We start from the raw sequence: 13,392 nt of genomic DNA, 5'->3' as shown, positions 1-13,392 counted from the left end.
GCGCGAGGTCGTCATGTCGCTGACGATCAACGGCGAGGGGCGCTCGGCCGGCACCGGCGCCGCCTGCCTCGGCGACCCGCTCGAGGCGCTGCGCTGGCTGGCCGTCCAGGCCGCCCGCTTCGGCGACCCGCTGCGGGCCGGCCACCTGATCCTGTCCGGGGCCCTGGGCCCGTTCGTGCCGTTCGTCCCGGGCGACCGGGTCGTCGCGACCATCAGCGGCTTCGCGCCGCTCAGCGTCACCTTCGAGGAGTGAGATGACCAGCAAGTCGACCGCAGCCATCGTGGGGCCGGGCAACATCGGCACCGACCTGATGTTCAAGCTGCTGCGCAGCGACCTCATCGAGCCACGCTGGATGATCGGCGTCGACCCGTCCTCGGAGGGCCTCAAGCTCGCCGCGGCCCAGGGGCTCGAGTCGACCCACGAGGGCGTCGACTGGCTGCTCAAGCGAGACGAGCTGCCTGACCTGATCTTCGAGGCGACCTCGGCCTACGTGCACCGCGAGTACGCCCCGCGCTACGAGGAGGCCGGCATCCGCGCCATCGACCTCACACCCGCCGCGGTCGGCCCCGCGGTGATCCCGCCGGTCAACGGCGAGCAGCACTGCGGTGTCGGGGGCGCGATGAACGTCAACATGATCACCTGCGGCGGCCAGGCCACGATCCCGATGGTGGCCGCGGTCTCCCGCGCCGCGACGGTGTCCTATGCGGAGATCGTCGCGTCGGTGTCGAGCATGTCCGCCGGCCCCGGCACCCGGGCCAACATCGACGAGTTCACCCGCACCACGGCGGCCGGCGTCGAGAGCATCGGCGGCGCGGAGCGCGGCAAGGCGATCATCATCCTCAACCCGGCCGAGCCGCCGATGATCATGCGCGACACGATCTTCTGCGCGGTCCCACCCGATGCCGACCGCGACGCGATCGTGCAGTCGGTGTTCGCGATGGAGAAGGCGGTCCAGGAGTACGTCCCGGGCTACCGGCTGCTCCAGGAGCCGCAGATCGACGACCCGTCGCCCGCGACGCAGGGCCGGACGAAGGTCTCGGTGTTCGTCGAGGTGGAGGGCGCGGGCGACTACCTGCCGCCGTACGCCGGCAACCTCGACATCATGACCGCCGCCGCCACGCAGGTCGGCGAGAACATCGCCCGCTCGCTCCTCTCCTCGGTGGTCGAGTAGCGGTCGCGAGGGACGAGCGACCGCGTATCGAGACCCCGGCACCCGAAAGGCAGCCCGATGAACGACCTCAACACCCTGACCCGCACCTGGTCCGGCACCCACGGCACCGAGCCCTGGGGCGACCTCGACCTGCGCCTGACGGACACGTGCCTGCGGGACGGGTCGCACCACAAGCGACACCAGTTCACCGCGCAGGAGTGTCACGACATCGTCGCGGCGCTCGACGCCTCGGGCGTGCCGGTGATCGAGGTGACCCACGGCGACGGGCTCGGCGGATCGTCGTTCAACTACGGGTTCTCCAAGACCTGGGAGCAGGAGCTGATCCGGATCGCGGCCGAGACGGCCAAGCGGGCGAAGATCGCGTTCCTCATGCTGCCCGGCGTCGGCACCAAGGACGACATCCGCGCCGCGCAGGACAACGGCGGCCAGATCTGCCGGATCGCCACGCACTGCACCGAGGCCGACGTCTCGATCCAGCACTTCGGGCTGGCCCGCGAGCTCGGTCTGGAGACCGTCGGGTTCCTGATGATGAGCCACACCCAGCCGCCGGAGGTGCTGGCCAAGCAGGCCCGGATCATGGTCGACGCCGGCTGCCAGTGCGTGTACGTCGTGGACTCGGCCGGAGCGCTGATCATGGAGCAGACCGCCGACCGGGTCGCCGCGCTGGTCGCCGAGATCGGCGACCAGGCCGACGTGGGCTTCCACGGCCACGAGAACCTCGGGCTCGGCGTCGCCAACACGATCATCGCCGCCCGCGCGGGCGCGACCCAGATCGACGGGTCGGTGCGGCGCTTCGGCGCCGGGGCCGGCAACACCCCGCTCGAGGCGTTCGTGGGTGTGTGCGACAAGCTCGGCTGGACGACCGGCGTCGACTTCCTCCAGATCGTCGACGCGTCCGAGGACGTCATCAAGCCGGCGATGCCCGAGGAGTGCCAGCTCGACCGGATGACGCTGATGATGGGGTACGCCGGGGTGTACTCGAGCTTCCTCAAGCACGCCGGCAACGCCGCCGACCGCTACGGCGTCTCCGGCGCGAAGATCCTGCTCGAGGCCGGTCGCCGCAAGCTCATCGGCGGCCAGGAGGACCAGCTCATCGACATCGCGCTGATGTTGAAGGCCCAGGCCGACAAGGAGGCGGCGAACTCCTAGCGCGACCGCAGCCACGCCACGATCGGGTCGACCGCCACGTCGGCGGCGAAGATGCCGAGATGGTCGGTCCCCGGCACCAGCTCGACGGTGGTCGGGTGACCGGCGGCGTCGAGTGCCTCGGCGAACTGCGTGGTGAAGTCGACCGGCAGCACGTCGTCGTCCTCGCCGTGCAGCAGCAGCACGGGAACGTCCGGTCGCAGGGCGGCTCGCTGCACCGGGTTCGCCGCGTGCCAGGTCGCCCGGTCCGCGTCGGGTTCGGTGCCGAAGAGCGGCGCCGCGACGCCGGGCAGCCGGCTGACGTCGTACGGGCCGCTGAGCCCGACGAGGGCGTCGGGCTCGACGACGGGTGAGGAGCAGCCTGGGTCGTAGTCCTCGAAGGCGAGGACGGCGAGCGCCGCGAGGTGGGCACCCGAGGAGTGGCCGAGCACGGCCACCGGCCCGGGGCTGACGCCCGCCGCGCGGGCGTTCGCGACGGCGCTCGCGACCGCGCAGAGCACGTCCTCGACGGGCACGGGATAGACGACGTCGTCGGAGGCTGCCCGCAGGTGCGCCGTGGCCGCGACGATGCCCCGTCCGGCCAGGCCGGCGGCGAGCCCCGCCAGGCCCGTCGGGTCCGCGGTCTGCCACGAGCCGCCCGGGACCAGGACGACCAGCGGTGCCCGGCCGGTCGTCGCCGGGAGGTAGAGGTCGATCGTCAGTCCCGGTGCGTAGGTCACGGTGGTGTCCGCGGCACGTGCGGCCGCCCCCGGGCCAGAGGGGCCGCCCCCGCAGGAGGTGGCGAGCACGACCGTGGCCAGCACCGTGGCCAGCACCGTGGCCAGTGCCGCGGCGCTGCCGGTCCGGCGTCGACCGTCCATCGACCCACCTCCGCACGGCCAGTGTCGAACGGCGGCGCCGTGGGCGACAGGGGAGTACGTCCCGGCCCGGCGATCGGGGACCAAGGTCCCGTTCCAGGCCGCCCCGATCGGGTTAGCGTGCGAGAAGGGTAGGAAGGGAGTCACGACAATGATGTCGGACATCGAGATCGCCACTGCCGCCACGCTGCGGCCGATCACCGAGATCGCCGAGTCGCTCGGCATCGCCACCGAGCACCTGGTGCCGTACGGACACGACAAGGCGAAGGTGGACCCGGTCTACCTGGCCTCGCTCGCGGACCGGCCCCTGGGCCGGCTGATCCTGGTGACGGCGCTGTCACCGACGCCGGCGGGGGAGGGCAAGACCACCGCGTCGGTCGGCCTGACCGATGCGCTCCACGGGATGGGGCACCGGACGGTCGCCTGCCTGCGCGAGCCCTCGATGGGACCGGTCTTCGGGCTCAAGGGCGGGGCGGCGGGTGGCGGCTACAGCCAGGTGGTGCCGATGACCGACATCAACCTGCACTTCACCGGCGACTTCGCGGCGATCGCCGCCGCCAACAACCTGCTGGCCGCGCTGATCGACAACCACGTCCACCACGGCAACGAGCTCGACATCGACGTGCGTAGCGTGACCTGGAAGCGGGTCCTCGACACCAACGACCGCGCGCTGCGCGAGGTCGTCGTCGGTCTCGGTGGTCCGCTCAACGGCTTCCCCCGCGAGGACGGCTTCGACATCGTCGTCGCCTCCGAGCTGATGGCGATCTTCTGCCTCACCGAGTCGTGGGCCGACCTCAAGCGCCGCATCGGCGACATCGTCATCGGCTACTCGCGGGCCGGAGCGCCCGTCACCGCCCGTGACCTGGGGGCCGACGGGGCGATGGCCGTGCTGCTGCGCGACGCGATCGCGCCGAACCTGGTCCAGACCCTCGAGGGCGCTCCGGCGTTCGTGCACGGCGGCCCGTTCGCGAACATCGCCCACGGCTGCAGCTCGGTGATGGCCACCCGCGCCGGACTCCGGCTGGCCGACTACGTCGTCACCGAGGCGGGCTTCGGCGCCGACCTGGGCGCCGAGAAGTTCGTGGACATCAAGTGCCGCATGTCCGGGCTGCGCCCGGACGTCGCCGTGGTCGTCGCCACGGTCCGGGCGCTGAAGTACCACGGCGGCGTCGCCCTGGCCGACCTGGAGACCGAGGACCTCGGCGCGATCGAGGCCGGCATGGTCAACCTGCGCCGGCACCTGGACAACCTCCGCGAGGTGCACGGGATCCCGTGCGTGGTCGCGGTCAACCGCTTCCCGAGCGACACCGACCTCGAGGTCGCCAAGGTCGTCGAGCTGACCGAGGGGTACGGCGTGCCGGCCTACGCGGCCACGCACTTCACCGACGGCGGGGTGGGTGCCGAGGACCTCGCCAAGGGCGTGCTGCAGGTGCTCGACGAGCCGCGGCCCTCGTCGTTCTCGTTGACCTATCCCGACGACGCCACGCTGACCGAGAAGGTCGAGGCGGTCGCCGGCCGCGTGTACGGCGCCGGCCAGGTCACCTGGGACGGGAAGGCCCGCAAGCGGCTCGCGCGCATCGAGCGCGACGGGTTCGCGCACCTCCCGGTCTGCATCGCCAAGACGCAGTACTCTTTCTCGACCGACCCGAGCCTGCTCGGCGCCCCCACGGGGCACGAGCTGCGGGTCCGTGAGGTGCGGCTGTCGGCGGGAGCGGGGTTCGTGGTGGTGATCTGCGGCGACATGATGACGATGCCCGGCCTGCCCACGCACCCGGCGGCGAACCGGATCGACCTCGCCGACGACGGAAGCATCATCGGCCTCTCGTGAGCCGCGCACCCAGGAGGCTCGGGCCGGCGACGCTGCGCGCAGCGCTCGCCGGGCTGGTGCTCCTGGCGGCGTACCTCCCCGAGCCGGCCGCCGGCACCGGCGACCGGGAGCCGGGGCGACAGGCCGCCGCGCGCTCCGACCGTGCGCGCGTGCTCGCGCTCATGGACCGGATGACGCGCAAGCAGAAGGTCGGGCAGCTGTTCGTCGTCGAGGTCGCCGGTCGCGACGCTCAGGACGTGAGCGACGAGGCGAGGGCCGTCAACCAGCGGCTCTACGGCGTCGACACCCCGGCTCAGGTGATCGCGAAGTACCAGCCCGGCGGGGTCATCTACTTCACGACCCGCAACGGCGACGACAACATCGGCTCGCCCGGCCAGGTCGCGACGCTGTCCAACGGGCTGCAGGCCGCGGCGCGGGCGCTCCCGGGCCGGATCCCGCTGCAGATCTCGGTGGACCAGGAGGGCGGGGCGCTGGTGGCCCGCTTCGGCGCGGCGACGGGCGCCACGCAGCTGCCCGGCAACATGGCGCTGGGTGCGGGTGCCCTCGGGGCCGGCGGGTCGGCGGCCGATGCGCGACGCTCCGCGCGGTTGATCGGCCGCGAGCTCGCGGCGGTCGGGGTGACCCAGGACTACGCGCCGGTCGCCGACGTCAACGTCAACCCCGACAACCCCGTCATCGGGATCCGGTCGGTCGGCGCGGACCCGGCCCTGGTCTCCGACCTGGTGGCCGCGCAGGTGCGCGGCTACCACCGCGGTGGCGTCTCGGCGGTGGCCAAGCACTTCCCGGGCCACGGGGACACCGGCGTGGACAGCCACTTCGGACTGCCCGAGGTGACCCACAGCCGTGAGCAGCTCGAGGCGATCGACCTGCCGCCGTTCCGCGCCGCGATCGCCGCGGGCGTCGACACGATCATGACCGCCCACGTGGTGCTGCCCGCGATCGACCCGGGCGTCCCGGCCACGATGTCGCACAAGATCCTCACCGGTCTGCTGCGCCGCGAGCTCGGCTTCGACGGGCTGATCGTCACCGATGCGCTCGACATGGGCGGTGCGACGGAGACGTTCCCGCCGGACGTCGCCCCGGTGCGTGCGCTGCGCGCCGGCGCTGACCAGCTGCTGATCCCGCCGGACCTGGACACGGCCTACCACGCGGTGCTCACGGCGGTCCGGCGCGGCGACATCAGCGCCCGGCGCCTCGACGCGTCGGTCTACCGGATCCTGCTGCACAAGGTCCGTCGGGGCCTGTTCGCGGACCCGTACGTCGACGCCGCCACCGCCCCGCGGGTGATGGGCGCGCCGGCCCACCGGGCCGCCGCCCAGGCGATCACCGACCGCACGACGACGCTGCTCGCCAACGAGTCCGGGCTGCTGCCGCTGGCACCCGCCCCGCGCCGGGTCCTGGTCGCGGGCTGGGGAGCGACCACGACGCAGGCGCTCGCCGCCGGGCTCGCCGCACGGGGCGCGACGACCCAGGTCCTCGAGTCGGGCACCACACCCACGCCCACGGCCGTCGACGACGCGACCACGGCCGCCCGCGACGCCGACCTGGTCGTGGTGACGACGAACAACGCCTACGCCCGTGATGCGACGACGGGGGAGCCCACCGCCGCCGCGGCGGCCCAGACCGAGCTCGTGCGAGCGCTGCTCGCGACCGGGACCCCGGTGGTGGTCGTGGCCGTGCGCAACCCCTACGACGTCGCCTCGTTCCCGGAGGCGCCGACGGTCGTGGACACCTACGGCTACACCGCGGGACAGGTCGAGTCGCTGGTGCGGGTGCTGTATGGCGAGATCGACCCGGCGGGCCGGTTGCCGGTCGCGATCCCGGGACCCGCCGGGACCGGCGAGCTCTACGAGCTCGGCCACGGTTTGGGCTACTGACGGGACCTACTTCTGCACGTCGGGGACCGAAGGCACCCGAGGTCGGGACCTTCCGCCGCTACGTTTCCGGCCCGCAGCGCCGATGCTTGAGGTGTCAGGAAATCCCACCCCCGTCCACCAGGACCCGCCATGACCCTCAGCACGCTGATCGCCCCCGCCACCCTCACCGAAGCCGTGCTCGCCGCGGTCGGCAACGGCGCCTGGTCGCCCTGCGAGGTGCTCACCGCCGTCGCCGACCAGCACGCCGACCGCTGTGACGTGATCGCGACGCTGTGGGACCTCGTCGACGCCGGGAGCCTGGAGTACGTCGCCGGGCTGGGCTACCCCGCCTTCCGCATCGCCCGCCCCTGAGCGCCCTGATCGCCCCGAGCGCCCCGCGCGCCGAGCGCGCTCCGATCGTCCTGCTTCCTGGCCCGTTCGCCGGCTCGTGCCGGATCCGTCTCGACCAAAACGAGAACGTGTTCTAGTATCGTCTCCGTAGTCCTACGTGACAGGAGATGCGATGTCCCAGGCTGTTCTCGACGGCGTCCGTGACCTGCTGCCCGGCTTCCGGGAGCGGGCCGACGAGGCCGAGCGACTTCGCGTCGTCCCCGAGGCGTCGATCAAGGAGCTGGACGAGGTCGGGTTCTTCCGGCTGCTCCAGCCGCGCCGGTTCGACGGCCTCGAGGCCGACCCCGTCGACTTCTACACCGCGGTGCGCGACATCGCGGGGGTGTGCGGCTCGACCGGCTGGGTCTCCAGCGTGGTCGGGGTGCACCCGTGGCAGATCGCGCTGTTCCCCGACGCGGCCCAGCAGGCCGTCTGGGGCAGCGACACAGCGACCCGGGTGAGCTCGTCGTACGCCCCGACGGGCAAGGCCGTCGTCACCGACGGCGGCTACACGCTCTCGGGCAAGTGGAGCTTCTCCTCCGGTTGCGACCACTGCAGCTGGGTCCTGCTCGGCGGCCTCGTCTTCAACGGCGAGGGCCAGGTCGTGGACTTCAAGACGTTCCTCGTGCCCCGCGAGAACTACGCGATCAACGACGTGTGGAACGTCGTCGGGCTGTCCGGCACCGGCTCCAACGACATCGTGGTCGACGACGTGTTCGTGCCCGAGGACTTCACGCTGTCGATGGGCGACACCGGCCGCTGCTACGGCCCGGGCCAGGAGCAGAACACCTCCGACCTCTACAAGCTGCCGTTCCACTCGATCTTCACCGGCACCATCACCACGCCGATCATCGGCATGGCCCTGGGCGCCTACGCCGAGCACGTCGAGATGCAGCAGAAGCGCGTGCGCGCGGCCTACCTGGGGGAGAAGGCCTCGCTCGACCCGTTCGCCGCGGTCCGCATCGCCAAGGCCTCCTCCGACATCGACGCCGCCTGGGCGCTGCTGGTCAACAACATCCGCGAGGAGCAGGCCTGCGTGGCCCGGGGGGAGAAGATCCCGCTCGGGCTGCGCCTGAAGGTCCGGCGCGACCAGGTGCTCGGCACCCAGCGTGCGATCGACGCGATCGACTCGCTGTTCGAGGCCTCCGGCGGCCGGGCGCTCGCGACCGGCACCTACCTGCAGCGCGTCTGGCGCGACGCCCACGCCGGGCGCGTGCACGCCGCCAACGACCCCGAGCGGGCCCTGCAGATGTACGGCGCGCACGAGTTCGGCCACAAGATCGACCCGGGGATGTACTGATCGATGAGCCTCACGAAGGAGTCGGTCCAGCACTCCGCCAAGGCCGGGGACATCACCCTCAACTACTACGAGGCCGGTCCGGACACCCAGCCCGGCCAGGTCGGTGGTGGCCTGCCGCTCGTGATGCTGCACGGTGGCGGTCCGGGCGCCTCGGCGTGGTCCAACTTCGGCCGCGCGCTGCCGACGTTCGCCGCGACGTTCCGCACCCTGCTCGTCGACCAGCCCGGGTTCGGCGGCTCCGACAAGCCCCCGGTGGTCGGCAACTACTACCGGCACGCGGCCGACTACGTCGTCCGGCTCCTCGACGAGCTCGGCATCGAGCGCGTGCACCTGCTCGGCAACAGCCTCGGCGGCGGTACGGCGATGCGGCTCGCGCTCACCTACCCCGACCGCGTCGGGCGGCTGGTGCTGATGGGGCCTGGCGGCCTCTCGCTGAACCTGTTCCACGCCGACCCGACCGAGGGCGTGCAGCGGCTCATGGACTTCGGCGCCGACCCGACCCGCGAGAAGCTCCGCGCGTTCATCTCGACGATGGTGGTCGACCAGTCGCTCGTGACCGACGAGCTCGTCGAGGAGCGCTACGCCGACGCCACGGCGCCGGGGGCCCAGGAGGCGATGCGCGCGATGGGCATGTCGTTCTGGGACCCCGAGACCGCCGAGGACGGGATGCTCTGGCGCGAGGCGCACCGGCTGCGCAAGCACACGCTGCTCACCTGGGGCCGCGAGGACCGGGTCAACCCGCTCGACGGCGCCCTGGCCGCGCTCAAGCTGATCCCCAAGGCGCAGCTGCACGTGTTCCCCAACTGCGGCCACTGGGCCCAGATCGAGGCCGCCGAGGAGTTCGCCGAGGTCGCCACCGCGTTCCTCGCCCGCCACGTCGAGAGGAGCCGGTCGTGACGATCGAGATCAAGTCGATGGGCTACGTCCGCGTGGCCAGCACCGATCTCGATCGGTGGCGGACGTTCGCCGGCAAGGTGCTCGGCCTCGGCGAGGGGCGCGGCCCCGACCCCGACCACCAGTACTGGCGCATCGACCAGGTCTCGGCGCGCCTCGTGGTTTTCCCCTCCGACGTCGACCAGCTCGACGCCACCGGGTGGGAGGTCGCCGACCACCAGGCCCTCCAGGAGGCCCGCGAGCACCTGTCCAAGGCGGGGGTGGAGTTCGAGGAGGGCACCCGGGCCGAGCTCGACGAGCGCCGGGTGCAGGAGATGGTGCGGTTCCGCGACCCGTGGGACAACGTCTTCGAGCTGTTCCACGGCATCACCTACGAGTCCCGCCCCGTGGTGACGCCGTACGCCGCCAGGTTCGTCACCGGCGACCAGGGCATGGGCCACATCGTGGTGCCGGTGCTCGACGACGTCGAGGCGCTGCGCTTCTACACCGACGTGCTCGGGTTCCGGCTGCGCGACTCGATGAGCATGCCCGGGGAGTTCGTCGGCAAGGAGCCCGGCTCGAAGGTGTGGCTGCGGTTCCTGGGGGTCAACCCGCGGCACCACTCGCTGGCGTTCCTGCCGATGCCGAACCCCGCCAAGTGCGTCCACATCATGCTCGAGGTGGACCAGCTCGACGACGTGGGCCGCGCCCTGGAGCGGGTCCGCAAGCACGGAGCGCCGCTCTCGGCGACGCTCGGGCGGCACATGAACGACGAGATGATCTCGTTCTACGTCAAGTCGCCCGGCGGGTTCGACGTCGAGTTCGGCACCGACGGGCTCACCGTCGACGACAGCCGCTGGGTGGCCCGAGAGTCGACCGCGGTGTCCTACTGGGGCCACGACTTCGGTGCCGGGGCCCGTGAGTGATTCGCGGCGGAGTGGGAAACTGGTGCTCATGACCGCGGAGCCCCACCCCGACATCCCGGAGGGGATGAGCCCGGACGCCCGGGAGACGTGGCCGAGTCCCGAGCTGATCAACTCCTGGCTCGGTGACCAGGACGTGGACTTCGAGTTCCGCCCGGGCGAGGACGTCGCCGTCCACGACGACCCCGAGACCGTCGCCGCGGCCCGCCGGTTCCGCGACGTGCTGGGGCGCTTCGGCTCCGGTGTCACGGTCGTGACCGGCGTCAGCGGCGACGAGCCGGTGGGGCTGACCTGCCAGTCCTTCTCCAGCGTCTCGCTCGACCCGCCGCTGGTGCTGTTCATCCCCGCGAAGACCTCCCGCGCCTGGCCGCTCATCCAGCGCTCCGGCAAGTTCTGCGTGAACTTCCTCGCCGCCGACCAGGCCGAGCTCTCCAACACGATGGCCAGCCGCGGCATCGACAAGTTCGCCGAGGTGAAGTGGATCCCGTCGCCCGGCACCGGGTCCCCGATGCTCGAGGGGGCCCTGGCCCACGTCGACTGCACGATCCACACCGTGCACGAGGCCGGCGACCACTACGTCGTCATCGGCCGCGTCGTCGACCTGGTGACGCCCGACGGGGCCGTCACGGAGCCGTTGCTGTTCTACCGGGGCGAGTACCGCACCACCGACCGCTGAGCACGACCGCCACCCTGGGCGTTCCCTCACCCGGCTGCGGGTCGGTGGCCTAGCATCGGAGCCGGGGGAAGTCGGGTCGGAGGGTCGACATGGGTGCGCCGGGCACGGGGGACAAGGGCTACCAGGTCTCGTGGAACGACGAGCTGCAGATCGCGAGGATCGACTGGGCGCCCGGTGCCTGCTGCGACCTGGCCACCGCCCAGCAGGTCGACCGTGACGTCCAGCACCTGGGGCGCGGCAAGGTCCGGCTGCTCGTGGACCTGCGCCCCAACGCCTCGATCGACCGGGAGGGGCGGCACTTCTTCATCAACCTCCACGCGCACTACCTCGCGGTCGCCCTGCTCGCGGGCTCGCCGGCCACCCGGATGCTCGCGAACTTCTTCCTGGGCATGAAGCGCGGCACCATCCCGGTGCGGCTGTTCACCGCGGAGGACGAGGCGATCGACTGGATCCGGAGCGTGGCGTGACCGACCCACGCCCGGGCATCGAGGTCGTCATCGACCTGCTCACGCGACTGGCCCAGGGCGACTACGACGCGCGCGGCGACCGGACCGGGCTCGACGACGACTTCGAGGCGGTCGTCGTCGGGATCGAGATGCTGGCCGAGGAGCTGGCTGCCCAGCGTGCGGAGCTCGAGGCGCGGGTGCGGGCCCGTACGGCCGAGCTGGAGGTCGCCCGCAACCAGGCGGTCGAGGCCTCGCGGCTGAAGTCGGAGTTCCTGGCGACGATGAGCCACGAGATCCGCACGCCCCTCAACGGCGTGATCGGCCTCGGCGGCCTCCTGCTCACGACCGGGCTCGACGCGGGGCAGCGGCGCTACGCCGAGGGGCTGATGGAGGCCGGCGAGGCGCTGCTCGCGGTGATCAACGACATCCTCGACTTCTCCAAGCTCGAGGCGGGCATGGTGGAGATCGAGCACCGCGACTTCGACGTGCGCCAGCTGGTCGAGGGCGTCGCCGGCATCCTCGGCACGCCCGCCGCGGCGAAGGGCGTGGAGCTGATCGCGCACTGCGAGTCCGACGTGCCCCAGCGGCTGGTCGGCGACCAGGCCCGGCTGCGCCAGATCCTGCTGAACCTGGGCTCCAACGCCGTGAAGTTCACCGAGCGTGGCGAGGTCGTCATCTCCGCCCGGGTGGCCGGGCAGGAGGGTCGTCGCCTGCTCGTCCGCTTCGAGGTGACCGACACCGGTATCGGGATCGACGCCGAGGCGCAGCGCACGCTGTTCGACTCCTTCACCCAGGCCGACGTCTCCACGACCCGCCGGTACGGCGGCACCGGGCTGGGGCTGGCCATCTGCAAGAGCCTCACCGAGGCGATGGGCGGGGCGATCGGGGTCGTGAGCGCCCCCGGCCGCGGCAGCACCTTCTGGTTCGAGGTGCCGATGCCGGTCGCGGCGGAGCAGCCGCGACGCAGCCCCGAGCCGCACCGTCTGCACGGCCAGCGGGTGCTCGTCGTCGACGACAACGCGACCCACCGGCTGGTCCTGCAGTCCCAGCTCGCCGAGTGGGGCCTGCGCCCGGACGTGGTCGGTCACCCCGGGGCCGTGGTGCCGCTGCTCCACGCGGCCCGCGCAGCCGACGACCCGTACCCCGTCGCGGTGCTGGACCTGAGCCTGCCCGGCGCCGACGGGCTGGCGCTGGCCCGCCAGGTCACCGCCGATCCGAGCCTCGCCGACACCCGCATCGTGCTCCTGTCCTCGGGTGTCGAGCTCGACGCCGCGGCGCTCGAGCGGTCCGGCGTCGAGCATGTGCTGAGCAAGCCGGTGCGCAGCTCGGCGCTGCTCGACCTGCTGCTCGAGCTGTTGCCCACGACGCCGGCCGCCACCCCCGAGCCCGCGACACCCGCGACACCCGCGGCACCCGCGGCACCCGCGGCACCGGCGGAGCCGCCGGGCGACCGGGGTCGCGTGCTCGTGGTCGAGGACAACCCGATCAGCCAGATGGTCGCCCAGGGCCACCTCACCGAGCTCGGCTTCCGGGCCGACGTCGCGAGCAACGGCGCCGAGGCGGTCGAGGCGGTGGCGGCCGCGGACTACGCCGTGGTGCTCATGGACCGCCACATGCCGGTGATGGACGGGTTCGCGGCGACGGCGGAGATCCGCCGCCGGCAGGGCACGGGACCGCGCGTGCCGATCGTCGCCCTCACGGCCGCGGCGACCCGGGAGGAGCGGGCCCGGTGCCGCGAGGCCGGCATGGACGGCTTCTTGGCCAAGCCGCTCGACCCGACCGAGCTCGAGGCGGTGCTCGACCGGTTCGGGAGGTCGTCTCGCTCCGCTCGGCCGGCCGACCCGCCGGCCGGCCCGGTGGACGGCCCGGTGGACGGCCCGGTGGACGGCCCGGTGGACGACCGCGCCGTCCTCGACCCCGAGCGG

Annotated in this window: 13 protein-coding genes; 12 read left to right on the top strand and 1 reads right to left on the bottom strand. The window is 72.4% G+C overall.

The window, feature by feature from the left end:
* The 3 genes from VGD85_RS18000 to dmpG form a co-directional block, all read left to right on the top strand.
* Positions 1-253, top strand: a 253-nt coding sequence (locus tag VGD85_RS18000; RefSeq protein WP_331064811.1) for a fumarylacetoacetate hydrolase family protein, incomplete at its 5' end; no start/stop codon positions are given.
* A 1-nt stretch (position 254) separates the two neighbouring features.
* The gene (locus tag VGD85_RS17995; protein ID WP_331064810.1) at positions 255-1,172 is read left to right on the top strand and encodes an acetaldehyde dehydrogenase (acetylating); all 918 of its coding nucleotides are present in this window, start codon (positions 255-257) and stop codon (positions 1,170-1,172) included.
* A gap of 57 nt (positions 1,173-1,229) precedes the next feature.
* A complete protein-coding gene (gene dmpG / locus VGD85_RS17990) occupies positions 1,230-2,321 on the top strand; it encodes a 4-hydroxy-2-oxovalerate aldolase (protein ID WP_331064809.1) in 1,092 nt (363 codons plus the stop codon).
* Here the strand turns inward: dmpG and VGD85_RS17985 are convergent.
* Positions 2,318-3,178 carry an alpha/beta hydrolase gene (locus VGD85_RS17985; protein ID WP_331064808.1) on the bottom strand — a complete coding sequence of 287 codons (861 nt, stop codon included), beginning with the start codon at positions 3,176-3,178 and terminating at the stop codon, positions 2,318-2,320. The two genes, dmpG and VGD85_RS17985, sit on opposite strands and share 4 nt — an antisense overlap.
* Positions 3,179-3,326: 148 nt before the next feature.
* On the opposite strand from VGD85_RS17985, the gene VGD85_RS17980 reads away from it, so the two are divergent.
* From VGD85_RS17980 to VGD85_RS17940, 9 genes are all read left to right on the top strand, one after another.
* Positions 3,327-5,003, top strand: a complete 1,677-nt coding sequence (locus VGD85_RS17980) for a formate--tetrahydrofolate ligase (RefSeq protein WP_331064807.1) — start codon at positions 3,327-3,329, stop codon at positions 5,001-5,003.
* Entirely contained in the window at positions 5,000-6,880 is a 1,881-nt protein-coding gene (locus VGD85_RS17975) for a glycoside hydrolase family 3 protein (protein ID WP_331064806.1), read from the top strand. The genes VGD85_RS17980 and VGD85_RS17975 overlap by 4 nt, the downstream gene beginning before the upstream one ends.
* 129 nt (positions 6,881-7,009) lie before the next feature.
* Entirely contained in the window at positions 7,010-7,231 is a 222-nt protein-coding gene (locus VGD85_RS17970; RefSeq protein WP_331064805.1) for a hypothetical protein, read from the top strand.
* Between the two features lie 151 nt (positions 7,232-7,382).
* A complete protein-coding gene (hsaA, locus tag VGD85_RS17965) occupies positions 7,383-8,549 on the top strand; it encodes a 3-hydroxy-9,10-secoandrosta-1,3,5(10)-triene-9,17-dione monooxygenase oxygenase subunit (RefSeq protein WP_331064804.1) in 1,167 nt (388 codons plus the stop codon).
* 3 nt (positions 8,550-8,552) lie between these two features.
* Positions 8,553-9,446 (top strand): 4,5:9,10-diseco-3-hydroxy-5,9,17-trioxoandrosta-1(10),2-diene-4-oate hydrolase, encoded by an 894-nt coding sequence (hsaD, locus tag VGD85_RS17960; protein ID WP_331064803.1) that lies wholly within the window; start codon positions 8,553-8,555, stop codon positions 9,444-9,446.
* The gene (gene hsaC / locus VGD85_RS17955) at positions 9,443-10,348 is read left to right on the top strand and encodes an iron-dependent extradiol dioxygenase HsaC (protein WP_331064802.1); all 906 of its coding nucleotides are present in this window, start codon (positions 9,443-9,445) and stop codon (positions 10,346-10,348) included. Before hsaD ends, hsaC begins: the two co-directional genes overlap by 4 nt.
* A gap of 28 nt (positions 10,349-10,376) precedes the next feature.
* Positions 10,377-11,021: a flavin reductase family protein gene (locus VGD85_RS17950; RefSeq protein WP_331064801.1), complete on the top strand. Its 645-nt coding sequence runs from the start codon at positions 10,377-10,379 to the stop codon at positions 11,019-11,021.
* 89 nt (positions 11,022-11,110) lie between these two features.
* Positions 11,111-11,488: an STAS/SEC14 domain-containing protein gene (locus VGD85_RS17945; protein WP_331064800.1), complete on the top strand. Its 378-nt coding sequence runs from the start codon at positions 11,111-11,113 to the stop codon at positions 11,486-11,488.
* On the top strand, positions 11,485-13,392 hold a 1,908-nt coding region (locus tag VGD85_RS17940), incomplete at its 3' end, for a response regulator (RefSeq protein WP_331064799.1). The genes VGD85_RS17945 and VGD85_RS17940, both read left to right, overlap by 4 nt.

This window comes from Nocardioides sp., from assembly GCF_036401255.1.
Lineage (GTDB): Bacteria > Actinomycetota > Actinomycetes > Propionibacteriales > Nocardioidaceae > Nocardioides.
This window is presented reverse-complemented; position numbering and strand designations above follow the sequence as displayed.